This window comes from Leisingera sp. JC11, assembly GCF_040704725.1.
Classification (GTDB): Bacteria; Pseudomonadota; Alphaproteobacteria; order Rhodobacterales; family Rhodobacteraceae; genus Leisingera.
This window is the reverse complement of the sequence record NZ_JBFCVS010000003.1, coordinates 231,733-258,182: the sequence shown is the minus strand read 5'-3', so window position 1 is coordinate 258,182 and position 26,450 is coordinate 231,733. Positions and strand designations below refer to the sequence as shown.

23 protein-coding genes and 1 tRNA gene are annotated in these 26,450 nt (G+C 64.4%); 15 read left to right on the top strand and 9 right to left on the bottom strand.

All coding sequences use genetic code 11. From position 1 onward, the window contains the following. The first annotated feature begins 44 nt into the window (after positions 1–44). Positions 45–599: an ActR/PrrA/RegA family redox response regulator transcription factor gene (locus tag AB1A62_RS05025; RefSeq protein WP_366660376.1), complete on the top strand. Its 555-nt coding sequence runs from the start codon at positions 45–47 to the stop codon at positions 597–599. A 409-nt stretch (positions 600–1,008) separates the two neighbouring features. On the opposite strand, the gene AB1A62_RS05020 is transcribed toward AB1A62_RS05025, so the two are convergent. Then, entirely contained in the window at positions 1,009–1,605 is a 597-nt protein-coding gene (locus AB1A62_RS05020; protein WP_366660374.1) for an HD family hydrolase, read from the bottom strand. A 229-nt stretch (positions 1,606–1,834) separates the two neighbouring features. Between AB1A62_RS05020 and AB1A62_RS05015 the strand changes: the two genes are divergently transcribed. Together AB1A62_RS05015 and ahcY are read left to right on the top strand one after the other, a co-directional pair. Further along, entirely contained in the window at positions 1,835–2,149 is a 315-nt protein-coding gene (locus tag AB1A62_RS05015) for a hypothetical protein (RefSeq protein ID WP_019295345.1), read from the top strand. 151 nt (positions 2,150–2,300) lie between these two features. Further along, positions 2,301–3,689 (top strand): adenosylhomocysteinase, encoded by a 1,389-nt coding sequence (gene ahcY, locus AB1A62_RS05010; protein ID WP_366660371.1) that lies wholly within the window; start codon positions 2,301–2,303, stop codon positions 3,687–3,689. Between the two features lie 70 nt (positions 3,690–3,759). Here ahcY and AB1A62_RS05005 read toward each other — a convergent pair whose 3' ends face one another. The 6 genes from AB1A62_RS05005 to tsaD form a co-directional block, all read right to left on the bottom strand. Then, positions 3,760–4,407: a DUF899 family protein gene (locus AB1A62_RS05005; protein ID WP_366660370.1), complete on the bottom strand. Its 648-nt coding sequence runs from the start codon at positions 4,405–4,407 to the stop codon at positions 3,760–3,762. Between the two features lie 322 nt (positions 4,408–4,729). Further along, entirely contained in the window at positions 4,730–5,125 is a 396-nt protein-coding gene (locus AB1A62_RS05000; RefSeq protein ID WP_366660368.1) for a DUF1761 domain-containing protein, read from the bottom strand. Between the two features lie 46 nt (positions 5,126–5,171). Next, the gene (locus tag AB1A62_RS04995) at positions 5,172–5,594 is read right to left on the bottom strand and encodes an EVE domain-containing protein (RefSeq protein ID WP_366660366.1); all 423 of its coding nucleotides are present in this window, start codon (positions 5,592–5,594) and stop codon (positions 5,172–5,174) included. After that, positions 5,594–5,866: a YciI family protein gene (locus AB1A62_RS04990; protein WP_019295350.1), complete on the bottom strand. Its 273-nt coding sequence runs from the start codon at positions 5,864–5,866 to the stop codon at positions 5,594–5,596. The genes AB1A62_RS04995 and AB1A62_RS04990 overlap by 1 nt, the downstream gene beginning before the upstream one ends. Position 5,867: 1 nt before the next feature. After that, on the bottom strand, positions 5,868–6,830 hold the full coding sequence (locus AB1A62_RS04985; protein WP_366660364.1) for an NAD(P)H-dependent glycerol-3-phosphate dehydrogenase: 963 nt from the start codon (positions 6,828–6,830) through the stop codon (positions 5,868–5,870). Further along, complete coding sequence (tsaD, locus tag AB1A62_RS04980; RefSeq protein ID WP_366660362.1) at positions 6,827–7,924, bottom strand: tRNA (adenosine(37)-N6)-threonylcarbamoyltransferase complex transferase subunit TsaD; 1,098 nt, start codon at positions 7,922–7,924, stop codon at positions 6,827–6,829. The genes AB1A62_RS04985 and tsaD overlap by 4 nt, the downstream gene beginning before the upstream one ends. 74 nt (positions 7,925–7,998) lie before the next feature. Between tsaD and AB1A62_RS04975 the strand changes: the two genes are divergently transcribed. From AB1A62_RS04975 to AB1A62_RS04965, 3 genes are read left to right on the top strand one after another with little or no spacing between them, the layout of a single operon-like run. Continuing rightward, complete coding sequence (locus AB1A62_RS04975) at positions 7,999–8,724, top strand: uroporphyrinogen-III synthase (protein ID WP_366660361.1); 726 nt, start codon at positions 7,999–8,001, stop codon at positions 8,722–8,724. A gap of 52 nt (positions 8,725–8,776) precedes the next feature. After that, positions 8,777–10,225: a hypothetical protein gene (locus AB1A62_RS04970; protein WP_366660359.1), complete on the top strand. Its 1,449-nt coding sequence runs from the start codon at positions 8,777–8,779 to the stop codon at positions 10,223–10,225. Positions 10,226–10,235: 10 nt separating this feature from the next. Next, entirely contained in the window at positions 10,236–11,711 is a 1,476-nt protein-coding gene (locus AB1A62_RS04965; RefSeq protein ID WP_366660357.1) for a heme biosynthesis HemY N-terminal domain-containing protein, read from the top strand. 139 nt (positions 11,712–11,850) lie between these two features. Here AB1A62_RS04965 and AB1A62_RS04960 read toward each other — a convergent pair. Then, positions 11,851–11,937: transfer RNA gene (locus AB1A62_RS04960), tRNA-Leu, on the bottom strand. A gap of 211 nt (positions 11,938–12,148) precedes the next feature. Between AB1A62_RS04960 and AB1A62_RS04955 the strand changes: the two genes are divergently transcribed. Next, entirely contained in the window at positions 12,149–13,138 is a 990-nt protein-coding gene (locus tag AB1A62_RS04955) for a complex I NDUFA9 subunit family protein (RefSeq protein WP_366660356.1), read from the top strand. 70 nt (positions 13,139–13,208) lie between these two features. Here the strand turns inward: AB1A62_RS04955 and AB1A62_RS04950 are convergent, their stop codons facing one another. After that, positions 13,209–14,015 carry an undecaprenyl-diphosphate phosphatase gene (locus AB1A62_RS04950; RefSeq protein ID WP_366660354.1) on the bottom strand — a complete coding sequence of 269 codons (807 nt, stop codon included), beginning with the start codon at positions 14,013–14,015 and terminating at the stop codon, positions 13,209–13,211. Between the two features lie 242 nt (positions 14,016–14,257). Here AB1A62_RS04950 and AB1A62_RS04945 point away from each other — a divergent pair, with 242 nt between their 5' ends. The 8 genes from AB1A62_RS04945 (at position 14,258) to AB1A62_RS04910 (ending at position 26,391) form a co-directional block, all read left to right on the top strand. Then, positions 14,258–15,697 (top strand): NAD(P)-dependent oxidoreductase, encoded by a 1,440-nt coding sequence (locus AB1A62_RS04945; RefSeq protein WP_366660352.1) that lies wholly within the window; start codon positions 14,258–14,260, stop codon positions 15,695–15,697. Between the two features lie 108 nt (positions 15,698–15,805). Further along, positions 15,806–16,240 carry a GFA family protein gene (locus AB1A62_RS04940; RefSeq protein ID WP_366660350.1) on the top strand — a complete coding sequence of 145 codons (435 nt, stop codon included), beginning with the start codon at positions 15,806–15,808 and terminating at the stop codon, positions 16,238–16,240. A gap of 41 nt (positions 16,241–16,281) precedes the next feature. Continuing rightward, on the top strand, positions 16,282–17,085 hold the full coding sequence (locus AB1A62_RS04935; RefSeq protein WP_366660349.1) for a hypothetical protein: 804 nt from the start codon (positions 16,282–16,284) through the stop codon (positions 17,083–17,085). 12 nt (positions 17,086–17,097) lie between these two features. Further along, positions 17,098–21,630 carry a glutamate synthase large subunit gene (gene gltB, locus AB1A62_RS04930; RefSeq protein ID WP_366660348.1) on the top strand — a complete coding sequence of 1,511 codons (4,533 nt, stop codon included), beginning with the start codon at positions 17,098–17,100 and terminating at the stop codon, positions 21,628–21,630. A gap of 99 nt (positions 21,631–21,729) precedes the next feature. Next, positions 21,730–22,467, top strand: a complete 738-nt coding sequence (gene mtgA / locus AB1A62_RS04925) for a monofunctional biosynthetic peptidoglycan transglycosylase (RefSeq protein WP_366660346.1) — start codon at positions 21,730–21,732, stop codon at positions 22,465–22,467. A gap of 66 nt (positions 22,468–22,533) precedes the next feature. Next, a complete protein-coding gene (locus AB1A62_RS04920; RefSeq protein ID WP_366660345.1) occupies positions 22,534–23,199 on the top strand; it encodes a glutathione S-transferase family protein in 666 nt (221 codons plus the stop codon). Between the two features lie 69 nt (positions 23,200–23,268). Then, complete coding sequence (gene queG / locus AB1A62_RS04915) at positions 23,269–24,312, top strand: tRNA epoxyqueuosine(34) reductase QueG (RefSeq protein ID WP_366660343.1); 1,044 nt, start codon at positions 23,269–23,271, stop codon at positions 24,310–24,312. Positions 24,313–24,384: 72 nt separating this feature from the next. Further along, the gene (locus AB1A62_RS04910; RefSeq protein ID WP_366660342.1) at positions 24,385–26,391 is read left to right on the top strand and encodes a hydantoinase/oxoprolinase family protein; all 2,007 of its coding nucleotides are present in this window, start codon (positions 24,385–24,387) and stop codon (positions 26,389–26,391) included. The last annotated feature ends 59 nt before the right edge of the window (positions 26,392–26,450 follow it).

The window sequence follows — 26,450 nt, the reverse complement described above, 5'->3', positions numbered from 1 at the left end:
ACATATTCTTGCGTCAATAGATAAAACTGCGCGGAGGACCGGGCATGGCCGAAACTGCTCTGCAGGATATTGGACCCGACAAGACACTGCTGCTGGTCGATGATGACGAGCCGTTTCTGCGGCGTCTGGCGAAGGCAATGGAGAAACGCGGCTTTGAGGTGGAGACCGCGGGATCCGTCGCCGCTGGCAGCGCCATCGCAACCGCCCGCCCGCCTGCCTATGCAGTGGTTGATCTGCGGCTGGAGGATGGCAACGGCCTGGACGTGGTGGAAGTGCTGCGCGAAAAACGCCCGGACAGCCGGGTCGTGGTGCTGACCGGCTATGGCGCCATCGCCACCGCCGTTGCAGCGGTGAAGATCGGCGCAACCGATTACCTGTCCAAGCCGGCAGATGCCACCGACATCATGAATGCGCTGCTGTCCAGCGGTGATGAGCTGCCGCCGCCGCCGGAAAACCCGATGAGCGCCGACCGGGTGCGCTGGGAGCATATCCAGCGGATCTATGAGCTTTGCGACCGCAATGTCTCGGAAACCGCCCGCCGGCTGAACATGCACCGCCGCACCCTTCAGCGGATCCTGGCCAAGCGCAGCCCGCGCTGAGCGTTTCAAGTCTGGCCGCACCCGTAGGGTGGGCAATCTGCCCACCATCCCAAGGTTGCAAATTGCCGTAAGCGGTGGGCGAAATCACCCACCCTACAGGGTGTTGCGCACCCTGCGTACGCTGGTCTCACGGGATCTTAAGCAGCGTGCGGCATAGTCCCAACTGATCGCGGTCACCGCCGGGCCTGACACCCCCGGCATCCAGGAACAGGGCCCATTGGCACGGGCACGCACAGACGACGTTTCGCGTGCGGGAGTGACCCTCTCGTCCCGCCTCCGCCCCTTGGCGGCGCCGCCATCCTTACCTTGTTATCCTTTATACGCAGGACAGGCAGCAGGATAACGATTGGAACCAACGGCAGGGCAGCGGTCCTGGCCGGGCAGAACTCGTCGCAAGGTCTGCCCAGCGTCACATCTGCTGCAAAAGCGCCTGGTGCCGGGCAATGAAATCCTGCCGCACTTCGACCGGCGGGCGCAGACGGATGTGCAGGCCATCGGCAATCTCTGCATTCGGACGGCCAAAGAACCTGCTTGCCTCTTTCTCTGAAAACCCCGCGATCTGCACCGCTTCCATCCAGGCGCTGACCTTGTCCGCCCGCTTGATCTGCGCCTTGACCGTTTTGGGCAGCGCCGCCGGCAGCCCGAAACGCAAGTGGATGGCCGCTGTCAGCCGCTGATCCAGATCGCCGTAGCCCGGACCCACCGCGGCCTTCACAGGGGATATCATGTCGCCGATCACATATTCCGGCGCATCGTGCAGCAGCGCCGCCAGCCGCCATTTGACCGGCGCCTTGGGCTGCATCCGGGTAAAGATGTCCTCGACCAGCAGCGAATGCTCTGCCACCGAATAGGCAAAATCCCCCATCGTCTGTCCGTTCCAGCGCGCCACAAAGGCCAGTCCGTGGGCAATATCCTCGATCTCGATATCCACGGGAGTCGGATCCAGCAGATCCAGGCGGCGGCCGGACAGCATTCGCTGCCAGGCGCGGGCGGGTTTGGCGGGCATGGGGATTCCTGTCGCTCTATTCACCCTCTGACTACCTTCTGCGCGTTGCCCGGGCAATGCTTGCCATCGTTTGAGTGTTTGCGCGAACACGGATGAAAACGGGCAGTTTACGCCCTGTGAGTTTGAAAAAGGTGCGTCCCGAACCAATATTATAAGTACACAAGGGGCACCGCCCCCTCCCCGCGGCAAACCCCTTTGCGACGTGACACGCAACAGAAAGGAGTTTGTCATGTTCAAGCGTTTACTTGGTCTTTCCCTGTTGTTCGGCATGGCAGCGACAGCGCCACCAGCCCTGGCCGCCAGCTGCGGCGACCGCGAGGTCATGACGCAGAAGCTGGAAAGCGGATATTCCGAACGGCTGACGGCCGGCGGATTGCAGAAAAGCCGCCCCGAAGCGACAGTGATAGAGGTCTGGTCGTCGGATGAAACCGGCACCTTTACGGTTCTCGTTACACATGCAAACGGGATCAGCTGCGTTGTCGCAACCGGATCCTCCTTCTTCCACATTGCGGAAAAAGCGCCGGACCCGGGCACGCCAAGCTGATACTGGCTGCCTGACGGGCTTCCCCTACAGCCTGACACTTGATGAAAAGCCTGAGCCATCCGGCTCCGGTTGCGGGTATCTTCGTTGAATATCAACAAATGCAGTGCTAGGCCCTGCTGCAAGTGTACTCGTAACCGGAATGGAGCAGACTATGGCCGGGGATTATATCGTCAAGGACATCGCGCTGGCAGGCTTTGGCCGCAAAGAGCTGGACATCGCCGAAACCGAAATGCCGGGCCTGATGGCGCTGCGCGAGGAATATGGCGAAAGCAAACCGCTGAAGGGCGCGCGCATCGTCGGCTCGCTGCACATGACCATCCAGACCGCGGTTCTGATTGAAACGCTGGTGGCACTGGGCGCGGATGTACGCTGGGCCTCCTGCAACATCTTCTCGACCCAGGACCACGCCGCCGCGGCAATTGCGGAAGCCGGGATCCCGGTCTTTGCGATCAAGGGCCAGACCCTGGAAGAGCATTGGGATTACCTCGACAAATCCTTCATGTTCCCCGAGGGCGCGAACCTGATCCTGGATGATGGCGGCGACGCCACCCTTTATGTGCTTCTGGGCGCCCGCGCCGAAGCGGGCGAGGACATCATCCCGGTGCTGCAGTCCGAAGAGGAAGCGGTCATCAAGGCGCAGATCATGAAGCGCATGGAAGCCTCCCCGGGCTGGTTCACCAAGACCCGCGATGCGATCCTGGGCGTATCCGAGGAAACCACCACCGGTGTCCACCGTCTGTATGACCTGCAGAAGAACGGCCAGCTGCCGTTCCCGGCGATCAACGTGAACGACTCGGTCACCAAGTCGAAGTTTGACAACAAGTACGGCTGCAAGGAATCGCTGGTCGACGGTATCCGCCGCGCCACCGACACCATGATGGCCGGCAAGGTCGCCGTGGTCTGCGGTTATGGCGACGTGGGCAAGGGCTCCGCTGCGTCGCTGCGCGGTGCCGGCGCGCGCGTGAAAATCACCGAGGCCGACCCGATCTGCGCCCTGCAGGCTGCGATGGACGGTTTTGAAGTGGTGCTGCTGGAGGACGTCGTGTCCTCCGCCGATATCTTCATCACCACCACCGGCAACAAGGACGTGATCCGTATCGAGCACATGCGCGAGATGAAGGACATGGCGATTGTCGGCAACATCGGCCACTTCGACAACGAGATCCAGGTCGCCAGCCTGCGCAACCACAAATGGACCAACATCAAGGAACAGGTGGACATGATCGAGATGCCCTCGGGCAACCGCATCATCCTGCTGTCCGAAGGCCGCCTGCTGAACCTTGGCAACGCCACCGGCCACCCGTCCTTTGTGATGTCGGCTTCCTTCACCAACCAGGTGCTGGCCCAGATCGAACTGTGGACCCGCGGCGATCACTACGAAAACGACGTCTACATCCTGCCCAAGCACCTGGACGAGAAAGTCGCCCGGCTGCACCTGGGCCGTATCGGCGTCAAGCTGACCCAGCTGAGCGCCGAACAGGCCGCCTACATCGGCGTCAAGCCGGAAGGCCCGTTCAAGCCGGAGCACTACCGCTACTAAGCGGATGCGTTTCAAACTAATGAAGCGCCGCCGGAGCAATCCGGCGGCGCTTTTTGTTGCGGGCAGCGGGTCAGTCTTGGTTCGGCATGTGGTCTCCTCTGCCCTCGGGCGTCAGGTCGAACAGGTTCCACATGGGCCATAGCGCATCGATATGGCGCGGTTGCCATGGGCTGGGCTCAAAAAACATCTCCGAACCCCAAAAATGCCGGATTGTGTCTGCGGTTCTTCTGAAGACGTGCAGCATTGGCAACTGGGCGCCGCTGCCGTTTTCAGCAAGATAATCCCGCTGGTAGGTGGTGCCTTCAGCCGAATAGAGCGGCAGGTCCTGCCAGCCTTTTGCTTCCTGCAGTGCTGCCAGCCGTTCAGGTGAGGATTGCGCGACCACTGCAAATCCCATGCGCGCCTGCGTATGGGCGATCTGCCCGCGCCAGCCGTCCAGAAATGCCGAACACATCGGGCAGGCCGCCTTGGCGTCCGGCCCGTACATCAGTGAATAGATGGCAAGGGTGCTGTGACCGCAAAACAGGTCTTGCAGGGACACCGAGGTGCCGCAGGTGCTGCGGAATACATAATCGTCTCCTATCAGTCCGCCCGGCGGCAGGGCCCGGCGCCGGGCCGCAACGTCTTCAGTTTGTGCCCGCAGCGCGAGCTCGGCCTTGAGCAGTTCATTACGGGCCGTGCGGTAGGCCACGCTTTCATTGGGAAAACTAACAGGCATGGAACGGTCCTCCTGGCTGGTAGATGATATTTAACAATATTGTTAAATATTAGGATGGACTGTCAAGAGGCAAGCAGCTGCCGGCATTTTGGTCCTTAGCTAAGGAGAAAGCCGCCGATCCATCTGTTCCGATTTAGCTCGCATTGTCCGGGTAATTGCTTTGCGGAATCGGCGCTGGGCGGCCTATACCTAAGAAACCGGCCAGGACGGCCAGGAACCAGATTTTCATACGCGTGTGGTGGATAGTGGAGCACGCGGGGTGGAAGGGAAGGTCCTGATTGTCCTCAGGTCCTTCCCTTTTTCATTTCAGATCCGTGTCAGTTCAAAACAGCGTCAGCACCAGTCCGGCCGCCGCGCAGGCCAGCGTCGCATAGCCGCCATCAATCAGCGTCAGTTTCACCGGCCGCATTCCGTACATGTTGTTCAGTGCGATCCAGGGGCTGATGAAGAACAGGCCGATGCCGACGCCGCCGACCAGACCTGCGCCTGGGGAATCGATGCCTGACAGGCTGAACACATGGCGCATCATGCCAACGACGATCAGCTGCAGCACAAAGGCCATTGCAAAGATCATCGGATTTTGTCCGCCCTTCGGTTTTCCGGTCTCGTCGCACTCGACGCCAGATGCCTCGACCCAGGGCTTGGCCAGGGCGCCGTAGTACCCGGCCCCAAGCGCAAATGCTGCCGCGGCCGCTGCCAGCACACTTAAGAATTCCATGATGCTCTCCTCAATGGTTTCAACCACTTGAGAGCAGATTGGCAGATCAGCTGGGATCTGTCTCCCCCAAGGCGCAAATAGCGGCCCATTCTGCCTCGCTCACCGGCTGGACGGACAGGCGGGAATTCTTCACCAGAACCATCTCCTCGAGCCGCGGGTCGGCCTTGATCTGATCCAGGCTCACCGGCTTGGCGAAGGGGCGCACCGCCTTGATGTCGACGCACTCCCAGCGGTCGTCTTCGGTGGTGCTGTCGGGATGCGACTCGGCGCAGACCTCAACGACGCCGACCACGGATTTCTCTTTCTGCGAATGATAGAAAAAGCCGCGGTCGCCAATCTTCATCTCGCGCATGAAGTTGCGCGCCTGGTAGTTGCGCACGCCGTCCCATTCCTCCCCCGCATCCCCTTTGGCAACCTGGTCATCCCAGCTCCAGGTGGAGGGTTCGGATTTGAACAGCCAGTAACGCATCAGCCGATGACCTTTTTCCAGGTGATCAATTCGACAGCTTCAAACAGGCCGGCCTTGTTGTAGGGGTCATTTGCTGCCCAGGCTTCACCCGCTGCCATGTCTTCGACGTCCAGAATAACCAGAGAGCCGGCCATATTGCCATCCTGATCCAGGAGCGGGCCGGCTTGGGCCACGGCGCCGGTGTCGTTGATATAGGCCAGATGGGCGTCACGGTTGTCCAGCCGGGTCTGCAAATGGCCGGGTTTGTCGCGGGCGATCAATGCGATGAGCATTTTATTCCTCTTTTAACGGTCTTTTAAGCAAATGTGCCGCTGCCTCGCCGATCGTCAAGCGCTGATCTACCAAATTGGTTACCGTGAGCGTGACCGGCATATCCAGACCCATCCGCTGCGCCTGCTCCGCAACCGCCCGTGCCGTGGCAGCGCCCTCAACAGTGATGCTGGGGTCGAATTCCTCTTCCCGGCCGATGGCAAGCCCCAGCCGGTAGTTGCGGGACAGGTCCGAGGTGCAGGTCAGAGCCAGGTCGCCAAAGCCGGAAAGACCAGCCAGCGTTTCAGCCTTGGCACCGCAAGCCAGAGCCATGCGCTGCATCTCCGCGTAGCCCCGGGTCATCAGCGCCGCTCGGGCGCTGTCGCCGAGCCCGGCGCCAATCACGGCTCCGCAGGCAATTGCCATCACGTTCTTCAAGGCGCCGCCGATTTCCGCCCCGATGGTGTCGGTTGTGCGGTACAGGCGCAGATTGGTCGTTGTCAGCTCTTCCTGCAGCTTCTTGCCCAAATCCGCATCACCGCAAGCCAGCGTCAGCGCGGTTGGCAACCCGCGGGCAATGTCAGCGGCAAAGCTCGGCCCGGTCAGCAGTGCGGCCTGCGCTTCCGGCAGAACTTCGCGGATGACGGCCACCGGGCCAAGCCCGCTCTCCAGCTCAATCCCCTTGCAGCAGGCAACAAGTGTTTTTCCTGCCACGTGTTCCTTGTACTCCTCCAGAACACTGCGGAGCGTCTGCATCGGCACCGCCAGAAGCTGAACTTCGGACTGGCTGGCCTGGGCAATATCCGCAGTAACGGTGAGGTTCTCTGGCAGCGCCACACCGGGCAGACGGGTGCCGTTGCGGCGGCTGTCCTGCATCGCCTGGGCCTTCATCGGATTGCGGGCCCACAGGGTCACCGGGCCCTTTCCAGCCAGCGAGATCGCCAAGGCGGTGCCAAAGGCGCCGGATCCCAGTACCGAAATGCTCATGCTTTGGCTCCCTTGCGGCCGGATCCGATCAATGCAGGGCTGCTCTTGTCCAGCGGCCAGCGGGGGCGGGCGGTGAGATCCAGCCCGTCACGCGCACCCGCCTTGAACCGCTCCAGCCCGGCATAGGCGATCATCGCCGCATTGTCCGTGCACAGCCGCAGCGGCGGGGCGGTAAAGGCAGCGCCTGCTTCTGCGCAGACCGTCTCCAGCGCGGCCCGGATGGCTGTATTTGCCGCCACACCGCCGGCCACGGCGATGGCCGGCTGCTCCGGTCGTTCCTCCAGGTACAGGCGGATCGCACGGCGGGTTTTTTCCGCCAGGGTATCGACCACAGCAGCCTGAAACCCCGCACACAGGTCGGCGCGGTCCTGACGGGTAAGGCCGCCCTTCTCTGCTGCGATCTGATCCCGCATCCGCATCAGCGCAGTCTTCAGCCCCGAGAATGACAGGTTGCAGTCCGGCCGGTCCAGCAAGGGCCGCGGGAAGCGGAACCGCTTGGGATCACCCTGTTCCGCCTCAGCCTGCACCGACGGCCCGCCCGGTTGCGGCAGCCCCAGCAAGCGGGCGGTCTTGTCAAAGGCCTCGCCCGGCGCGTCGTCGATGGTGCCGCCCAGACGGGTGAAATCCTCCGGCCCGCGTACCAGCAAGTACTGGCAGTGGCCGCCGGAAACCAGCAGCATCAGATAGGGATAGGCCGTCCCGTCCGTCAGCCGCGGGGTCAGCGCGTGGCCTGCCAGATGGTTTACCCCGATCAGCGGCAGGCCGGTCGCCGCAGCAATCCCCTTGGCGCACATCACGCCGGACATCACCCCGCCGATCAGCCCCGGGCCGGCAGTCACCGCAACCGCATCCATGTCCTTCAGGCTCAGCCCGGCCTCTGCCAGCGCATCGCGCACGCAGATGTCCAGCTTTTCGGCATGGGCGCGCGCCGCAATTTCCGGCACCACGCCGCCAAAGGCGCTGTGCAGCTCGGTCTGGCCGAAGACAACCGAGGACAGAACCTCGGGCCGCGCATCCGCAGCCTGCCGCACCACGGCGGCGGCGGTGTCGTCGCAGCTGCTCTCCAGCCCCAGAATTGTCAGGGTCTTCGTCATAGCCTTACCGTTGCATCAAACTGCTGCCGGGGCTACCACCGAAGCGGGTTGCAAACAATCCCGGGAGCCCTGTGATGGTGCCGTTGCTGATCACACGACCGCTGAAAGCGGCAGAGCGTTTCGTTGCTGGGCTGCCTGCGGCGGCGCTGGCCGGAATTCGGGTGATTTATACCCCGCTGATGGAAATTCAGCAGGTGCAGGCACAGATTGAAATGCGCGGCGTCAAGGGAGTGATTTTCACCTCAGCCAACGGCGCCGAAGCCGCTTCACGTGAAACCCTAGTGCGGCTGCCTGCCTACTGCGTCGGGGAGCGCACGGCACAGGCTGCGGCAGAAATGGGATGGCAGGCTGAGTTTCTGGGGCAATGTGCCGATGAGCTGACGGCAGCGCTGCTGCAAAAGCGCCCGGACGCGCCGCTCTTGCATCTGCGCGGTGCCCATGCGCGGGGGGCGATCGCGCAGCGGCTGACAGATGGCGGCCTCCCCTGTGAAGAGCAAATCGTGTATGATCAGGTGCTTCTGCCGCTGACGGAGGAGGCGCAAGCCGTGCTTGCTGCGCAAAATGACGTGATCGTGCCGCTATTTTCACCCAGGACTGCGCGCCATTTTGCCAATCTCTGCGGGGATGCCTCGCATTTGCATCTGATTGCGCTTAGCGAGGCAGTTGCAGAACCGCTGAATGGCTTGAATTGCAAGGAGTTGCGCGTAAGTAAGGCGCCGGATGCACCGGCCATGGCCGCGGCTGTCCTTGATGCCGCAGCGCAGCTGTCCCGGCTTGAGGGCGAGGAACGCGCGGAGTAGGGTCCAGCAGGTTCGCAGGAATGAATTTTTAGGAATCGAGGGGGAGGCCGGCGTGGCTGACAAGAAAAATCCGGAAGACGTGATTGAGCCCGGCCCCGGTGAAACCAAGCCGGTTGAGGATGCTGCAGAGACCTCTGAACGGGATGCGGCGGATGAAACCAGTGCCGAAACTGTTGACTCCTCTGAGGATGTAAGGTCGCCGGTTTCCGAGACCGAGACCGAGACCGAGACCGAGACCGAGACCGAGACCGAGACCGAGACCGAGACCGAGACCGAGACCGAGACCGAGACCGAGACCGCGACCGAGACCGAGACCGAGACCGAGACCGAGACCGAGACCGAGGCCGAGACCGAGACCGAGACCGAGACCGAGACCGAGACCGAGACCGAGACCGAGACCGAGACCGAGACCGAGACCGAGATTTCGCCCTTCGGCCAGGACACCGCTGCGGAGCGGGAAGAGGCTTCGGTTGAGCCGCTTGCCGCAGCGGAAGCGCCCCACGAAATTGAACGCGTGGTCGAAAAGCGCGGCGGTTTCGGCGCTGCGGTTCTGGGCGGTGCCGTGGCTGCGGTGATCGGCTTTGTGGCCGGCCAGGGCGGCTGGCTCGACAGTGTCCTGCCTGCGTCCATGCGCGGCGGCGTTGATCTGACCGCGCTTGAGACCGGCCAGACAGAACTGGAGGCGGCCCTTGCCGAACTGAAACAGCAGGTTGAGGCCACTCAGGCGCCCGACCTTGCACCGCTGGCCTCGCGCATTGACACCCTGACGGCAGAAATTGAGCCGCTGAAGAACGCACCTGCTCCGGATGCGGCTTTGCGGGCGGATCTGGACGCACTGGCCGCCCGAATCTCCGCGCTGGAAACCCGGCCGCCGGAAGGCGCCTCGCCCGAGGCTGTGGCCGCGTTTGAAACCGAACTGGCCAAGCTGCAGGACAGCCTTGCCGCGCAGCGCGCTGAAGTCGAGCAGATGCTGGCCGAGGCCCAGGCGATGGATGCCGCCAGCGCAGAGGCCGCAAGGGTGGCCAGCGCCCAGACCCAGCTGGCGCAGCTGCGGTCGGCCCTGGACAGCGGCAACAGCTATGCCGCCAATGTGCAGGAGCTTTCGAACCTTGGTGTGGACGTGCCCGCGGCCCTGTCCGGCCCGGCAGACAGCGGTGTTGCCACCATCTCCTCCTTGCGCGACAGCTTTGCCCCGGCGGCGCGGGAGGCGCTGGCCGCAGCCCGCGAAGAAACCAAGGGCAGCGGCGGCCTGCTGGACTACGTGAACCGGCATTTGGGTGCCCGTTCCGTGACTCCGCAGGAAGGGGACGGCCCGGATGCGGTTCTGTCCCGTGCCGAGGCCGCAGTGGCCGCAGGCAAGCTGCAGGATGCGCTGAATGAAGTGACCGCATTGCCCGAAACGGCCCGTGCTGCCCTGTCCAATTGGGAAGCCGCGGCAAATGCGCGGGTGGCTGCCGTGACGGCGGCCGCTGAACTGGCCCAAAGCCTGCAAGCCAAATAAGGAAGCCGCCATGCTCTGGTCGTTGTTGAAGATCCTCGTATTTGTCGCAATCGTCGCGCTTCTGGCTTTCGGGGGCCGCCTGCTGATGGAAACCGCCGGCGGGATGCAGATCACCGTTGCCGGCACCGAATACACGCTGAGCGCGCTGCAATCGGTCATTGCCCTGGGCGTGCTGGTTGTGGGTGTCTGGCTGTTCCTCAAGCTGCTGTCGCTGCTGGTTGCCACCCTGCATTTCCTGAACGGCGATGAAACCGCCCTGTCGCGCTATTGGGACAAGGGCCGCGAGCGCAAAGGCTATCAGGCGCTGTCCGACGGGCTGATGGCGCTGGCCTCCGGCGAGGGGCGGCTGGCGCTGGCAAAGGCGGCGCGGGCAGAGAAATACCTGCAGAAGAAGGAGCTGACAGATCTGCTGGTGGCGCAGGCGGCAGAAATGAGCGGCGATACCCACAAGGCCGCCGAGGCCTACAAACGCCTGCTGTCGAACCAGCCGACCCGTTTTGTCGGGGTGCGCGGCATCATGAAACAGAAGCTTTCCGAAGGCGACACCGACACCGCCCGCCAGCTGGCCGAGAAGGCGCTGGCGCTGCGGCCCAAGCATGAGGAAGTGCAGGACACCCTGTTGCGCCTGCAGGCCCAGGCCGAAGATTGGGCCGGCGCGCGCAAGACGCTGTCGACCAAGCTCAAGACCGGCACCCTGCCGCGCGATGTGTACAAACGCCGCGATGCGGTGCTGGCGCTGTCGGCCTCCAAGGGCATTCTGGAGGAAGGCGCGACGGTCGAGCAGCAGGAGCAGGCGATCGAGGCGAACCGCCTGTCGCCGGACCTGGTTCCCGCCGCCGCAATGGCGGCCCGCGCCTATATCGCCAAGGGCAAGAAGCGTCCGGCGGTCCGGCTGCTGAAAAAGACCTGGGAAAGCCAGCCGCATCCGGATCTGGCCCATGCCTTTGCCGAAATCGAACCGGAGGAAACCGCCGCCGAGCGCGTCAAACGGTTCGACCAGCTGGCGCGTATCAAGCCGCTGAATGACGAAACCCGGCTGGTGATGGCGGAGCTCAACATCGTTGCCGAAGACTTCCCCGAAGCCCGCCGCTGGCTGAATGACCTGGCAAAACGGGCGCCGGATGCCCGCGCGCTGACGCTGATGGCCGCAATCGAGCGCGGCGAAGGCGCCAGCGACAAGGTGGTGCAGGGCTGGCTGGCTAGGGCGCTGACCGCGCCGCGCGGACCCCAGTGGGTCTGCGACAGCTGCAACCACATCCATGCGGAATGGGCACCGGTCTGCGAGCATTGCACCAGCTTCGACACCCTGTCCTGGAAGCGCCCGGAAACGCCGGAGGTGGCCAGCCAGGCAGCGGCCCACATGCTGCCGCTGATCACCGGCGCGCTTGAGGACAAGTCCGCGGAGCCGGTGGAGGATGCGGAGATTGTGGACCCCGCGGAGGAAGCCGGCGGGGACGTGCAGGACACGGTCAAAGAGGTGAACTGACACCGGCTGCAGATCAGCAGAAGGTTTTTTGAGAACGGCAGGCGCGTCCTGCCGTTTTTCTTTTTGAACGGCTGAAGCAGCACGCTCCCCGCAAGCACAGATGTCCCGCGCTGGCAGTGTTCAATTATTTTTTGGGGAATGGTGCCCAGGAGAGGACTCGAACCTCCACGTCCATACGGACACTAGCACCTGAAGCTAGCGCGTCTACCAATTCCGCCACCTGGGCAGGTGTCGTGAGACGGGCGTATAAGCAGCTTGCCGGGGGGCGTCAAACGGATTCTTCAGGATTTTCCGCCCTGGACTTCCAGGTCGTGGCCGCAGGGGCCAAAAAACTGATGCAGGCAGGCCGGTTGAGCCGTTGCAGCGGCCATTTGCGCCTTGTTCGGCGCCTCTTGCGGCGCTAAGGCATAGGGGCAGCTAAGTTCAGGAGCCAAAAGATGTCCAAACTGGTCACGATCTATGGCGGATCCGGTTTCGTGGGCCGCTACATCGCGCGGCGCATGGCCAAGGATGGCTGGCGGGTGCGGGTCGCCGTGCGCCGTCCCAATGAAGCCATGCATGTGAAGCCTTACGGCGTTCCGGGCCAGGTGGAGCCGGTGTTCTGCAACGTCCGTGATGACATGTCGGTCGCATCTGTGATGCAGGGGGCAGATGCAGTGGTGAACTGTGTCGGCGTGCTGAACGAGCTGGGCAAGAACACCTTTGGTGCCATCCATGCAGAGGGCGCAGGCCGGATCGCGCGCATCGCGTCGCAGCAGGGCGTCGCCAATCTTGTGCATATCTCGGCCATTGGCGCCGATGCGGATGCCGCCAGCGAATATTCCCGCACCAAGGCTGCCGGCGAAGCTGCCGTGCAGCAGCATTTCCCGGGTGCAGTGATCCTGCGCCCCTCGGTGATCTTCGGGGCTGAAGACGGCTTCTTCAACCGTTTCGCAGGCATGACCCGCCTGTCGCCCTTCCTGCCGATTGCTGCGGGCGGCACCCAGTTCCAGCCGGTGTTCGTGGATGATGTGGCCAAGGCTGCGGTCAAGGGCGCGCAGGGCGAGGCTGAAGGCGGCGTTTACGAGCTGGGCGGCCCGGAGGTGAAAACCTTCCGCGCGCTGATGGAGCAGATGCTGAAGGTGATCCACCGCCGCCGCGTCATCATCTCGCTGCCGGGTTTTGCGGCGAAACTGGTGGCCTTCGGCTTTGATGTGCTGCAGTTCGTCAGCTTCCAGCTGATCGAGAACAAGATGCTGACCCGCGATCAGCTGAAAAGCCTGCGGTCGGACAACGTGGTTGCGGATGGCGCCAAGGGGTTTGCGGATCTGGGCATCGACCCGGTGACCGTCGGCTCGGTGCTGCCGGACTACCTGTGGAAGTTCCGCCCCTCCGGCCAGTATGACGAGATGACCGGCTCTGCCCGCAATCTGCGCAACGGCACCTGATCTGCGGAACACTTTTCCGGATTTAGGGATTTAGGAGCGCGGGGATTGCCCCGCGCTTTTCGTTTGCGGATCAGCTGCCGTAGGCGATGGTCAGCAGCACGATGCCCAGGATCACCCGGTAGATCACATAGGGCGTGAAGCTGACGGAGCGCAGCAGCCGCATCATCAGGCTGAGCGCCGCCAGTGCCGAGACCAGGGCCAGAACGGCGGCAATGCCGGCATCGCGCATCAGCGCCGTGTTGGCTTCCAGCGCCACTTCGGTTCCCAGCAGCACGCCCGAGGCGATAATGGTCGGGATCGACATCAGCATGGCAATGCGGGCGCCGTCCTCGCGGGTATATCCCAACTGCCGCGCGCCGGTGATGGTGATGCCGGAGCGCGAAGTGCCCGGGATCAGGGCCAGCATTTGCCACATCCCCATGATCAGCGCATCCCGCAGGCCCCAGTCGCCGGCTTGTTTCACAGCGGCGCCCTTCTGGTCGGCCCAATACAGCACCAGCCCGAAGCCAAGCATGGTCCAGCCGATCACGGTGATCGACCGCAGCGCATCGCTGAGACCGGTGAAATGCAGTGCTGCGCCGAACAGGACGGTGGGAATGGTGGCCACGATCAGCCCCATGGCGAGCCGCGCGCCGGGTGTGTCCACACGTCCTGTCAAGGCGCGGGGCAGGCCGATCAGCCCGTCACGCACGTCGCTCCAGAAGTAGATCATCACCGCAGCCAGGGTGCCGACATGCACGGCGACGTCGATCACCTGCCCCTGGTCCTCAAGACCCGTGAGGCCCGGCAGCAGAATCAGGTGGCCGGAGGAGGAAACAGGCAGGAATTCGGTGATGCCTTGGATCAACGCAACTAGGATCAGCTGGAAAAGCGGCATGCTGAAATCGTCCTTCGCTGGCCGTGGATGGGCCGTAAACTATCGCGACTCTGTATAAATCCCGCCTCTGGTTTGGAAAGCGGATATTAAGGTCCGATATGGACCTAAAAATTCTGTACATTTTCCCGAAACACGGTATCAGGAATAAAGCGCTGGCAAAATAGGTCAGCATAGTTGACATAAAAGCGTATCAGTACCTGCAAGGGTGCCTGCGCAGCCAGACAAACGATGGAGTCCAGCCCGTGGCCAAGCAACCGATGCTGAAATTTGTGCAGATCGAACGCGACATGCCTCAAAAGCGTGACGCGAGTGTACGCAAGGAAGACTTCAATGAGATTTACGCGGAGTACGCTGCTGCCAAGGCAGAGGAGCAGGCCAGCCGCTGCAGCCAGTGCGGTGTGCCGTACTGCCAGAGCCACTGCCCGCTGCACAACAACATCCCCGACTGGCTGCGCCTGACCGCAACCGGCCGCCTGGAAGAGGCTTATGCCACCTCGCAGGCCACCAACACCTTCCCGGAGATCTGCGGCCGCATCTGCCCGCAGGACCGCCTGTGCGAAGGCAACTGCGTGATCGAGCAGTCGGGCCATGGCACCGTGACCATCGGCTCGGTCGAAAAATACATCACCGACACCGCCTGGGAAAACGGCTGGGTCAAACCGGCGGCACCACTGGCCGAGCGCAGCGAGAGCGTCGGCATCATCGGCGCAGGCCCCGGCGGCCTGGCGGCGGCGGACATGCTGCGCAAGGCCGGTATCCAGGTCACCGTCTATGACCGCTATGACCGGGCCGGCGGTCTGCTGATGTACGGCATCCCCAGCTTCAAGCTGGAAAAGGACGTGGTCGAGCGCCGCAACAAGCTGCTGGCTGACGGCGGCGTGACCTTCGTGCTGAACTGCAACGTGGGCGAGGACATCTCCTTCGAGGAGATCCGCGGCAAGCATGACGCGGTGATCATTGCCACCGGCGTTTATAAATCCCGTGATCTGGCGATGCCGGGCAGCGGCTCCGAAGGCATCGTCAAGGCGATCGACTTCCTGTGCGCTTCGAACAAGAAGAGCTTTGGCGACGCGGTTGCGGAGTTCGACAACGGCGACCTGAACGCTGAGGGCAAGAAGGTTGTGGTGATCGGCGGCGGCGACACCGCGATGGACTGCGTGCGCACCTCGATCCGCCAGGGCGCGACCAGCGTCAAATGCCTGTACCGCCGCGACCGCGCCAACATGCCGGGCTCCCAGCGCGAGACCCAGAACGCCGAGGAAGAAGGCGTGATCTTCGAGTGGCTGTCGGCGCCCAAGGGCTTCACCGACGAGGGCGGCAAGGTCGCTGGCGTGATGGTGCAGAAGATGCGCCTGGGCCAGCCGGACTCCTCGGGCCGTCAGGCACCGGAGGTGATCGAAGGCGCGGACTACGTGGAAGAGGCCGATCTGGTCATTAAGGCCCTGGGCTTTGAGCCGGAGGAACTGCCCACCCTGTGGAACCAGCCGGAGCTGCCGGTGACCCGCTGGGGCACCGTCAAGGCGGCGTTCAAATCCGGCGCCACCGAGCTGGACGGCGTCTATGCGGTGGGCGACATCGTGCGCGGCGCCTCGCTGGTGGTCTGGGCGATCAAGGACGGCCGCGACTGCGCCGAAGCGATCATCGAAAAGTTCAACAGCAAGGCCGCGGTGGCCGCGGAATAACCCGGCACCCCCCGTACACCGCCTGTGCACCCCCTGTGCACCGGCGGGCCGCAACAGAGCAGCGCCAAGGTCAGCATTGCTGACCCAGCCAGCAAAAGGACAATGGACATGAGCGAATTGCAGGGACAGTGCATGTGCGGCGCGGTTAGCGTCACCGCGACGCCGGTTCAGGCGTCCGTGACTGCCTGCCATTGCGACATGTGCCAGCGCTGGGCCAGCGGCCCGTTCCTGAGCTTTCAGGCCGACACCGGTTACGCCGCGCTGGGTCCGGTGCGGACCTATCAGTCCTCGCAGTGGGCCGAGCGCGCCTTTTGCGGCGAGTGCGGATCGGTGCTGTGGTACCGGATGACCGCGCCGGGCAAGATGCACGGCCAGACGCAGATGTCGGCGGGCCTGTTTGAGAACGCAGGCGGCACCGAGCTGAAGCTGGAATTCTTCATCGACGAGAAGCCTGCGGGCTATGCCTTTGCCGGCGCCCACCGGCGGATGACCGGCGACGAGTGCCGCGCCATGTTTGCCGAAACCGCTGAAGGAGAGGCCTGAGGCCCGCCCGGCCCGCTGCTGACTTGACCGCCATGCCGCTGATGATCCGCAAATCCCTCCGCCAGGCGATGTTCCACCTGAGATCGCGCCGCCTCCACGCGGATGCGGCGCTGGAGATCCGTGCGCTGGAAGGGCGCGGGGACGGCGGCATGATCGTGTTCACCAGCTATCACGCCAACGCCGCCAAGCGCGGGCTGCTGGAGTTTGCCGCCAGCGCCTCGGACGGCGGCGCGCGGCATTGCATCTTTGTCACGGACCGCCGCCAGGGCTGGTTTCAGGGCGGGGGGATTGCGGCTGCAATCCTGCGGGCTGTTTCCGGCTATGTCCGGCAGCACGGCCTGCGCCGCCTGATGACGGTCGGGGTGTCGATGGGCGGCTACGGGGCGCTGTCCTTTGCCGCGGAGCTGGGCGCCGGCCGCGCCCTGGCGCTGGCGCCGCAGTACTGCCCTCGCCCGGAGACATTCCCGGCCGACCGCCGCTGGATCGAGGCGCGCAGCCGGATCACGGATTTCAGCCGCCCTGCGCTGGAGCAGGCGATGGGCGGGCAGGTGCAATACACGCTGCTGCACGGCCGCAGCAATCCTGAGGATGCGCTGCATTGGCAGGCCTTCCCGAAGGGGCCCGGCATTCATCATTACCTGGCTGACCGCGACAGCCACGATGTCATCGACCCGCTGCGCGAAGCGGGCGTTCTTTACCCTGTGATCGGCGCCGTCTGGCAGGACGATCAGGACCGGGTGAAAACCCTTATGCAACGGATCCGCGCGGTGCCCCGCGCCTGGGGCGAACGCGCCCTGGATCTGCACAGTCAACCGGCCGCAGCTGCACGCTGCGCCATCAGTTAATCGGAGAACGTCATGACCAAATTTGATGCCGCATGGGTCAAGGCCGAGGAAGCCAAGCGCAAGTGGATGGCCGAAAATGGTCTCTATTCCGAGGAGGAAGAGCATTCCTCCTGCGGCGTGGGCCTGGTGGTTTCGGTTGACGGCAAGAAAAGCCGCAAGGTGGTTGAGGCCGGCATCGACGCGCTGAAGGCGATCTGGCACCGCGGCGCGGTGGATGCCGACGGCAAGACCGGCGACGGCGCGGGCATCCATGTGCAGATCCCGGTTCCGTTCTTCTATGACCAGATCCGCCGCACCGGCCACGAGCCGCGCCAGGATGAGCTGATGGCGGTGGGCCAGGTGTTCCTGCCGCGCACCGATTTCGGCGCCCAGGAGCGCTGCCGGACCATCGTCGAGACCGAAGTTCTGCGCATGGGCTATTCCATCTACGGCTGGCGCCATGTGCCGGTGGATGTGACCTGCCTGGGTGAAAAGGCCAATGCGACCCGCCCCGAGATCGAGCAGATCCTGATTTCCAACGCCAAGGGCGTGGACGAGGAAACCTTTGAGCGCGAGCTTTATGTGATCCGCCGCCGCGTCGAGAAGGCCGCCAATGCCGCGGCGATCTCGGGCCTGTACATCGCGTCGCTGTCCTGCCGTTCGATCATCTACAAGGGGATGATGCTGGCTGAGCAGGTGGCGGTGTTCTACCCGGACCTGATGGATGAGCGCTTTGAGTCCGCCTTTGCGATCTATCACCAGCGCTATTCCACCAACACCTTCCCGCAGTGGTGGCTGGCGCAGCCGTTCCGCATGCTGGCGCACAACGGCGAGATCAACACGCTGAAGGGCAACCTGAACTGGATGAAGAGCCATGAGATCCGCATGGCTAGCGCGACCTTTGGCGACTATGCCGAGGACATCAAGCCGATCGTGCCGGGCGGTGCCTCCGACTCCGCCGCGCTGGACGGGGTGTTCGAGGTTCTGGTGCGCGCAGGCCGTTCGGCGCCGATGGCGAAAACCATGCTGGTGCCGGAAAGCTGGTCCAAGCAGGCGGTGGAGCTGCCGCAGGCCTGGCGCGACATGTATTCCTACTGCAACTCGGTGATGGAGCCCTGGGACGGCCCGGCGGCGCTGGCGATGACCGACGGCCGCTGGGTCTGCGCGGGCCTGGACCGCAACGGCCTGCGCCCGATGCGCTATGTGGTGACCGGCGACGGGCTGGTGATTGCCGGTTCCGAGGCGGGCATGGTGCCGGTTGATGAGGCCACCGTGGTCGAGAAGGGCGCGCTGGGCCCGGGCCAGATGCTGGCCGTGGACATGGAGAAGGGCAAGCTGTTCCGCGACACCGAGATCAAGGACAAGCTGGCGCGCGCGCTGCCGTTCGGCGACTGGGTCAAGCGGATCAACGATCTGGACGCGACTCTGGCCCAGGTGACCGAACAGCCGCTGTTCAGCGGTGAAGAACTGCGCCGCCGCCAGGTTGCTGCCGGCTATTCCATCGAGGAGCTGGAGCAGATCCTGGCGCCGATGGCCGAGGACGGCAAGGAATCGCTGGCCTCGATGGGCGATGACACCCCGTCTGCGGTTCTGTCCAAGATGTACCGCCCGCTGAGCCACTTCTTCCGCCAGAACTTCTCCCAGGTGACCAACCCGCCGATCGACAGCTTGCGCGAATTCCGGGTGATGTCGCTGAAGACCCGCTTCGGCAACCTGAAGAACGTGCTGGACGAGGACAGCAGCCAGACCGAGATCATCGTGCTGGAGAGCCCGTTTGTCGGCAACGCCCAGTGGGACAAGCTGGTGGAGCAGTTCAACGCGCCGCTGGCAGAGATCGACTGTACCTTCGAACCGGGCCGCGGCTCGCTCAATGCGGCGCTGGCGCGGATCCGGGCCGAGGCCGAGGAGGCGGTGCGTTCCGGCGCCGGCCATATCGTGCTGACCGACCAGTATTCGAATGCCGACAAGGTGGCGGTGCCGATGATCCTGGCCACCTCTGCCGTGCATTCGCATCTGACCCGCAAGGGGCTGCGCACCTTCTGCTCGCTGAACGTGCGGTCCGCGGAATGTATCGACCCGCATTATTTTGCAGTGCTGATCGGCTGCGGCGCCACCGTTGTGAACGCCTATCTGGCTGAGGATTCGCTGGCCGACCGTATCGAGCGCGGGCTGCTGGACGGCAGCCTGACCGAAAACGTCGCGCGTTACCGCGAAGCCATCGACCAGGGTCTGTTGAAGATCATGGCCAAGATGGGGATCTCGGTTGTGTCCTCCTACCGCGGCGGTCTGAACTTCGAGGCCGTTGGTCTGTCCCGCGCCATGTGCGCCGAGTATTTCCCGGGCATGACCTCGCGCATCTCCGGCATCGGTGTGACCGGCATCCAGACCAAGGCGGAGGAAATCCACGCCAAGGCCTGGAAGGCGCCGGAAGGCATCCTGCCGATCGGCGGTTTCTACAAGGCGCGCAAGTCGGGCGAGACCCATGCGTGGGAAGCGACCTCCATGCATATGATGCAGATGGCCTGCAACCGCGCGTCGTATGAGCTGTGGAAGCAGTATTCGGCGAAGATGCAATCGAACCCGCCGATCCACCTGCGCGACCTCTTGCAGATCAAGCCGCTGGGCAAGGCGGTGCCGATCGAGGAAGTGGAATCGATCACCTCGATCCGCAAGCGGTTCGTGACCCCGGGCATGTCGCTGGGCGCACTGTCGCCCGAGGCGCACAAGACGCTGAACGTGGCGATGAACCGGATCGGCGCCAAGTCGGATTCCGGCGAGGGCGGCGAGGATCCGGCACACTTCGTGCCGGAGCCGAACGGCGACAACCCGTCTGCGAAGATCAAGCAGGTAGCGTCGGGCCGCTTTGGCGTGACCGCGGAATACCTGAACCAGTGCGAAGAGCTGGAGATCAAGGTGGCCCAGGGCGCCAAGCCCGGCGAGGGCGGCCAGTTGCCGGGGATGAAGGTCACCGACCTGATTGCCCGCCTGCGCCACTCGACCAAGGGCGTGACCCTGATCTCGCCGCCGCCGCACCACGACATCTATTCGATCGAGGATCTGGCGCAGCTGATCTACGACCTGAAGCAGATCAACCCGCGCTGCAAGGTGACGGTGAAACTGGTGGCGTCCTCCGGCGTCGGCACCATCGCGGCCGGCGTGGCCAAGGCGAAGGCCGACATCATCCTGATCTCGGGCCACAACGGCGGCACCGGGGCGTCGCCTGCGACCTCGATCAAATACGCGGGCCTGCCGTGGGAGATGGGCCTGACCGAAGCGCATCAGGTGCTGGCGATGAACAACCTGCGCGACCGGGTGACGCTGCGCACCGACGGCGGCCTGCGCACCGGGCGTGACATCGTGATGGCAGCGATGCTGGGCGCCGAGGAATACGGCATCGGCACCGCCGCGCTGATCGCGATGGGCTGCATCATGGTGCGCCAGTGCCAGTCGAACACCTGCCCGGTGGGCGTCTGCACCCAGGACGAATCCCTGCGCGCCAAATTCACCGGCAGTGCGGACAAGGTGGTGAACCTGATCACCTTCTACGCTCAGGAAGTGCGAGAGATCCTGGCCTCCATCGGCGCCCGCAGCCTGGATGAGGTGATCGGCCGGGCCGACCTGCTGGCGCAGGTGTCGCGCGGCTCTGCGCATCTGGACGACCTGGACCTGAACCCGCTGCTGATCACCGTCGATGGCTCTGCCAATATCGTCTATGACCGTGAGCGCGAGCGCAACGCGGTGCCGGACACGCTGGACGCGGAAATCGTGCGCGATGCCGCCCGCTTCCTGCAGGACGGCGAGAAGATGCAGCTGTCCTATGCGGTGCAGAACACCCACCGCACCGTGGGCACCCGCACCTCCAGCCACATCGTGCGCAACTTCGGCATGCGGAACTCCTTCCAGCCGGATCACCTGACGGTGAAGCTGCAGGGCTCTGCCGGCCAGGCGCTGGGCGCCTTTGCGGCGCCGGGGCTGAAGCTGGAAGTGTCGGGCGATGCCAACGACTATGTCGGCAAGGGCCTGTCGGGCGGCATCATCGTGGTGCGCCCGCCGCAGGTGAGCCCGCTGGTGGCGAGCGAAAACACCATCATCGGCAACACCGTGCTGTACGGCGCCACCGACGGCCACCTGTTTGCGGCCGGCCGCGCGGGCGAGCGTTTCGCAGTCCGCAACTCCGGCGCCAAGGTGGTGATCGAGGGCTGCGGCTCCAATGGCTGCGAATACATGACCGGCGGCGTTGCGGTGATCCTGGGTTCGATCGGTGCCAACTTCGGCGCGGGCATGACCGGCGGCATGGCCTATCTCTATGATCCTGAGGGCAAGGCCGAGAGCCTGATGAACATGGAATCCCTGGTCACCTGCCAGGTCACCGTGGCCCATTGGGAAGCCGAGCTGAAGGGCCTGATTGCCCGCCACCTGGATGAAACCGGCAGCCGCAAGGCCGCGGAGATCCTGCAGCACTGGGACGTCGAGAAGGCGAACTTCCTGCAGGTCTGCCCGAAGGAGATGCTGGACAAGCTGCCGCATCCGGTGATGCAGGAGCAGGCAGCTGTTCCGGCGGAATAAAACGGGTTAGAGACGGAAAGCGGAACCCCGCAGGCAATAGCTTGCGGGGTTTTCTTTTTGGCGGTTGGTTACCGGGGGCATGCTGGCCTATAGAGAGTCATGGCGAAGGCAGTTGCAAAAAAGAAGAAATCAAAAGGCGGCAAGAAGGCGGCAAGGCTGAAGGTCCAGCCCGTTCGCTGGCTGCGGCGCTGGGCATTGCGTGCGGTGCTGGCAGTTGCGGCAGTGTTCCTGCTGCTTGTCCTGCTCTATTCCGTGGTGAATCCGCCGATCACCCACACTATCTGGGCCGAGCAGCGCCGTCTGGGCGAGGTGGACCGGATGTGGGTGCCGCTGGAAGAGATCTCGCCCGAGCTGGCGCGATCTGTCGTAGCCGCCGAGGATGCGCAGTTCTGCCGCCATTGGGGATTTGACGCCCGCGCCATCCAGGCCGCCATCGAGGCAGGCGGCAGCCGCGGCGGCTCGACCATTTCGCAGCAGGTGGTGAAGAACGTGTTCCTGTGGCAGGGCCGCAGCTGGCCGCGCAAGGTGCTGGAGACGCTGCTGACCCCGGCGGTGGAGATCGTCTGGAGCAAGCGGCGCATCCTGGAAGTCTATCTGAACGTGGCCGAAATGGATGAGGGCGTGTTTGGCGCCGAAGCTGCGGCGCGCAAGTATTTCGGGGTGGGGCCGGATGAGCTGAGCGCCCGGCAGGCCGCACTGATTGCCGCGGTGCTGCCCAATCCCAAGGAGCGGTCGGCCCGCAAGCCGTCAAACTTTGTGCAGCGCCGGGCACGGCAGATTCAGGACGGGGCGGCCACCATTCGCGCAGACGGGCGGGCGGATTGTTTCGAGGATTGAATCTTTCTGCTGCCCAAGGCATTGCTGAAACAACCGTTGTAAGTTTTCTGGAGACCCCCTGTAGCCATGGCGCGCCTGTACCACGTTCCCCTGTCCCCCTATTGCCGCAAGGTGCGGTTGTCGCTGGCGGAAAAGAAGATCGAGGTTGAGCTGGTCGAGGAGCGCTATTGGGAGCAGGATCCGGATTTCCTGCGCCGCAACCCGGCCGCCAAGGTGCCGGTGATCCGGCTGGACGGCCAGATGATGGCCGAAAGCGCGGCGATCTGCGAATACCTGGAGGAAACCCGCCCCGAGCCGGCGCTGATGCCGAAGGATGCCGAAGGCCGCTATGAGGTGCGCCGCCTGGTGAGCTGGTTCGATGACAAGTTCCACCACGAGGTGACGTCGAAACTGCTGTATGAGCGGGTGAACAAGAAGATCACCGGAGAGGGCTATCCCGACAGCCGCAACGTCAAGGCCGGCGCCAAGGCGATCAAGTACCATCTGGACTACATGGCCTGGCTGCTGGACCACCGGCGCTGGCTGGCGGGGGACATGATGACGCTGGCGGATTTTGCCGCGGCGGCGCATCTGTCGTCTCTGGACTACATCTCGGACGTGGACTGGAACCGCTCGGCGGTGGTCAAGGACTGGTACGCCAAGATCAAGTCGCGGCCCGCGTTCCGGTCGATCCTGGCGGATCAGGTGCCGGGGTTCCGGCCGCCGCCGCATTACACCGACCTGGATTTCTGATATCAACCGGGGTGAGGGGCGCTGCCCCCGCGGCCCGCTGGGCCGCTCCCCCGGAGTATTTGGGCAAAGATGAAAGACGGATCCGGCATCAAGGACAGACTGGTGGCGCAGGCGCTGGCGGAGGGATTCGTCTCCTGCCGGATCTGCCGGCCCTGGGATGTGCCGCAGGTGCCGGGGCGGCTGCAGGCGTTCCTGGATGCGGGTTACCACGGTCAGATGGGCTGGATGGCTGAGCGCACCCATTGGCGCGGTGATCCGGCGCAGTTGTGGCCGGAGGCACGGTCGGTGATCATGCTGGCCGAAAGCTATACGCCTGAGGAGGACCCGATGGCGGTGGTGGGGCAGGCGGACCGCGGCGCGGTGTCGGTATATGCCCGCAACAAGGACTACCACGACCTGGTCAAGAAGCGGCTGAAGCGGCTGGCGCGCTGGCTGATCGCGGAGGCCGGGGAGGACTGCGAGGTCAAGGTTTTTGTCGACACTGCGCCGGTGCCGGAGAAGGCGCTGGGACAGGCAGCCGGACTGGGCTGGCAAGGTAAGCACAGCAACCTGGTGAGCCGGGATTGGGGCAATTGGGCCTTTTTAGGCTCTGTTTTCACCACTTTGGATCTGCCTGCGGACAGGGCTGAGCCGGACCGCTGCGGGTCCTGCCGGGCCTGTCTGGACAGCTGCCCGACCGATGCCTTCCCCGCGCCCTATCAGGTCGATGCGCGGCGCTGCATTTCTTACCTGACTATTGAGCACAAGGGGCCGGTAGACGAAGAGCTGCGCGGGAAGCTGGGCAACCGGATCTACGGCTGCGACGACTGCCTGGCGGCCTGCCCGTGGAACAAGTTCGCGGTGGCGGCCAGCGACATGCGCTATGCTGCGCGCGAGGAGCTGAAGGCGCCGAAGCTGGCGGAGCTTGCGGTGCTGGATGACGCTGCGTTCCGGGAGAAGTTCTCCGGCTCGCCGATCAAGCGCATCGGGCGCGACCGTTTTGTGCGCAATGTGCTCTATGCGATTGGCAATTCCGGCCTGCCGGACCTGCGGGAAGTGGCGCGCGGGCTGGCGGAGGATCCGGATCCGGCGGTGGCGGATGCGGCGCGCTGGGCGGTTCAACGGCTTTCATGACGCAAACAGGATGGACGGGCCGCAAATAGGCGTTACACCCGGTCCGGCGAACAGAGTTTGAGAGGGCTGGGCATGGCGTTGCTGCTGGGAGTGGACACGGGCGGAACCTATACCGATGCGGTGCTGATCCGCGACGAGAAGGAGGTGATCGCCTCGGCCAAGTCGCTGACCACGCGCCAGGATCTGGCGATTGGTGTTGGCGGCGCGATCCGGGCGGTGCTGGAGCAGTCCGGGGTGCAGCCGCAGGACGTGTCGCTGGCCGCGCTGTCGACCACGCTGGCCACCAATGCGCTGGTTGAGGGGCAGGGCGGACGGGTGGCGCTGATCTATATCGGCTTTAAAGAGGATGATCTGGACCGGCACGGGCTGCGGGATGCTTTGAAAGGCGATCCAGCGCTGGTGATTGCCGGCGGCCACACCCACGCGGGCAGCGAGGCGGCGCCCCTGGACACGGAAGCGCTGGAGATGTTCCTGCGCACCGAAGGCCAGGGGGTGACGGGTTTTGCGGTTGCCAGTGTCTTTGCCACCCGCAACCCGGCGCATGAGATGGATGCGGCGCGGATCATTCACGAGATGACCGGTGCGCCGGCCACCTGCTCGCACCAGCTGTCGGCCAAGCTGAACGGACCCAAGCGCGCGGTGACGGCGGTGCTGAATGCCCGCCTCATCGGGATGATCGACCGGCTGATCGGGCGGGCGCAGGACACGCTGCGCGATCTGGGGATCGAGGCGCCGATGATGGTGGTGCGCGGCGACGGTGCGCTGATGAGCGGCGAGCAGGCGCGGGAGCGGCCGATTGAGACCATCCTGTCCGGTCCGGCGGCCTCCATCGTCGGCGCGCGCTGGATGACCGGTGTGGAGCATGCGCTGGTCAGCGACATTGGCGGCACAACAACGGATGTGGCGCTGATTAAGGACGGCAAGCCGGCGATTGATCCCGCCGGCGCCCGGGTCGGGGCGTTCCGGACCATGGTGGAGGCGGTTGCGATGCGCACCACCGGCCTGGGCGGCGACAGCCAGGTGCATTTGAACACCAGCGGGCTAGCCGGCGGGCTGACCCTGGGGCCGCGGCGGGTGGTGCCGGTCTCGCTGATTGCCACCGACGCGCCGGAGGTGGTGCATGCGGCGCTGGACGAACAGCTGCGCAATTCCACGGTGGGCGAGTTTGACGGACGCTTTGTGCGGGCGGTGCCGGGGGTACCGGTGGCGGGCCTGAGCGAGCGTGAGGCCGGGCTGCTGGCGCGGATCGGGATGCAGGTCCACCCCTTGGGCCAGATCCTGCGCACCCGGATGGAGCATGGCTCGCTGGGCCGGCTGGTGGACCGCGGGCTGGTGCAGGTCAGCGGCGTGACGCCCTCGGATGCCAGCCATGTGCTGGGCCGGGTCGAGGCCTGGGACCGGGAGGCGGCGGAAAAGGCGCTGACGCTGTTTGCCCGCCGCAGGGTCGGCAGCGGCGACATGGTGGCCAAGGATGCAGAGACACTGGCGCAGATGATCATCGATCAGCTGACCGAACAGACCGCTTTGACCTTGCTGGAGTCTGCCTTTGCCGAAGAGGCTGAGGATTTCGGCCTGCCTGCGGATCAGCTGGCACGGCACGTGCTGCTGCAAAAGGGGCTGGCGAAACACCGCGGGCTGCTGGCGCTGGATGCGTCGATGAATGTGGATGTGGTGGGGCTTGGCGCCTCTGCCCCCGGCTATTACCCCGCGGTGGGGGAGCGGCTGCATTGCAACATGATCCTGCCGGAGCACGCCGGCGTGGCCAACGCCATCGGTGCTGTGGTGGGCCGGGTCACCATGCGGCGCAGCGGCACCGTGACCTCTCCGTCCGAAGGCAAATACCGGGTGCATCTGGAGAGCGGGCCGGTGGATTACCAGGCTTCAGACGAGGCGCTGGCTGCGCTGGAGGCGGCGCTGGCGGGTGAGGCCCGCGGCGCGGCGGAAGAGGCCGGCGCCGAGGACATCCACGTGCATGTGGAGCGGGATATCCGCACCGCGCAGGTAGAGTCGCGGGAGGTGTTTGTCGAAGGCACGCTGACGGTGGAAGCCAGCGGGCGGCCGCGGGTGGCGCACGCCTAGGCATCAGCGCGAGGGACACCGCAGCAAAAAGCCCCGCCGGAGTGCGGCGGGGCTGAAAG

Bases quoted from the DNA above. Each gene is read 5' to 3' on its own strand.
- AB1A62_RS04920 (WP_366660345.1), top strand. From the start codon at position 22,534: ATGGCGCGCCTGTACCACGTTCCCCTGTCCCCCTATTGCCGCAAGGTG.
- mtgA (WP_366660346.1), top strand. From the start codon at position 21,730: ATGGCGAAGGCAGTTGCAAAAAAGAAGAAATCAAAAGGCGGCAAGAAG.
- AB1A62_RS04910 (WP_366660342.1), top strand. From the start codon at position 24,385: ATGGCGTTGCTGCTGGGAGTGGACACGGGCGGAACCTATACCGATGCG.
- ahcY (WP_366660371.1), top strand. From the start codon at position 2,301: ATGGCCGGGGATTATATCGTCAAGGACATCGCGCTGGCAGGCTTTGGC.
- AB1A62_RS04975 (WP_366660361.1), top strand. From the start codon at position 7,999: ATGGTGCCGTTGCTGATCACACGACCGCTGAAAGCGGCAGAGCGTTTC.
- AB1A62_RS04995 (WP_366660366.1), bottom strand. From the start codon at position 5,594: ATGCGTTACTGGCTGTTCAAATCCGAACCCTCCACCTGGAGCTGGGAT.
- queG (WP_366660343.1), top strand. From the start codon at position 23,269: ATGAAAGACGGATCCGGCATCAAGGACAGACTGGTGGCGCAGGCGCTG.
- AB1A62_RS05020 (WP_366660374.1), bottom strand. From the start codon at position 1,605: ATGCCCGCCAAACCCGCCCGCGCCTGGCAGCGAATGCTGTCCGGCCGC.
- AB1A62_RS05015 (WP_019295345.1), top strand. From the start codon at position 1,835: ATGTTCAAGCGTTTACTTGGTCTTTCCCTGTTGTTCGGCATGGCAGCG.
- AB1A62_RS04935 (WP_366660349.1), top strand. From the start codon at position 16,282: ATGATCCGCAAATCCCTCCGCCAGGCGATGTTCCACCTGAGATCGCGC.
- AB1A62_RS04940 (WP_366660350.1), top strand. From the start codon at position 15,806: ATGAGCGAATTGCAGGGACAGTGCATGTGCGGCGCGGTTAGCGTCACC.
- AB1A62_RS04985 (WP_366660364.1), bottom strand. From the start codon at position 6,830: ATGAGCATTTCGGTACTGGGATCCGGCGCCTTTGGCACCGCCTTGGCG.
- AB1A62_RS04950 (WP_366660354.1), bottom strand. From the start codon at position 14,015: ATGCCGCTTTTCCAGCTGATCCTAGTTGCGTTGATCCAAGGCATCACC.
- AB1A62_RS04955 (WP_366660356.1), top strand. From the start codon at position 12,149: ATGTCCAAACTGGTCACGATCTATGGCGGATCCGGTTTCGTGGGCCGC.
- tsaD (WP_366660362.1), bottom strand. From the start codon at position 7,924: ATGACGAAGACCCTGACAATTCTGGGGCTGGAGAGCAGCTGCGACGAC.
- AB1A62_RS04990 (WP_019295350.1), bottom strand. From the start codon at position 5,866: ATGCTCATCGCATTGATCGCCCGCGACAAACCCGGCCATTTGCAGACC.
- gltB (WP_366660348.1), top strand. From the start codon at position 17,098: ATGACCAAATTTGATGCCGCATGGGTCAAGGCCGAGGAAGCCAAGCGC.
- AB1A62_RS05005 (WP_366660370.1), bottom strand. From the start codon at position 4,407: ATGCCTGTTAGTTTTCCCAATGAAAGCGTGGCCTACCGCACGGCCCGT.
- AB1A62_RS05000 (WP_366660368.1), bottom strand. From the start codon at position 5,125: ATGGAATTCTTAAGTGTGCTGGCAGCGGCCGCGGCAGCATTTGCGCTT.
- AB1A62_RS05025 (WP_366660376.1), top strand. From the start codon at position 45: ATGGCCGAAACTGCTCTGCAGGATATTGGACCCGACAAGACACTGCTG.
- AB1A62_RS04965 (WP_366660357.1), top strand. From the start codon at position 10,236: ATGCTCTGGTCGTTGTTGAAGATCCTCGTATTTGTCGCAATCGTCGCG.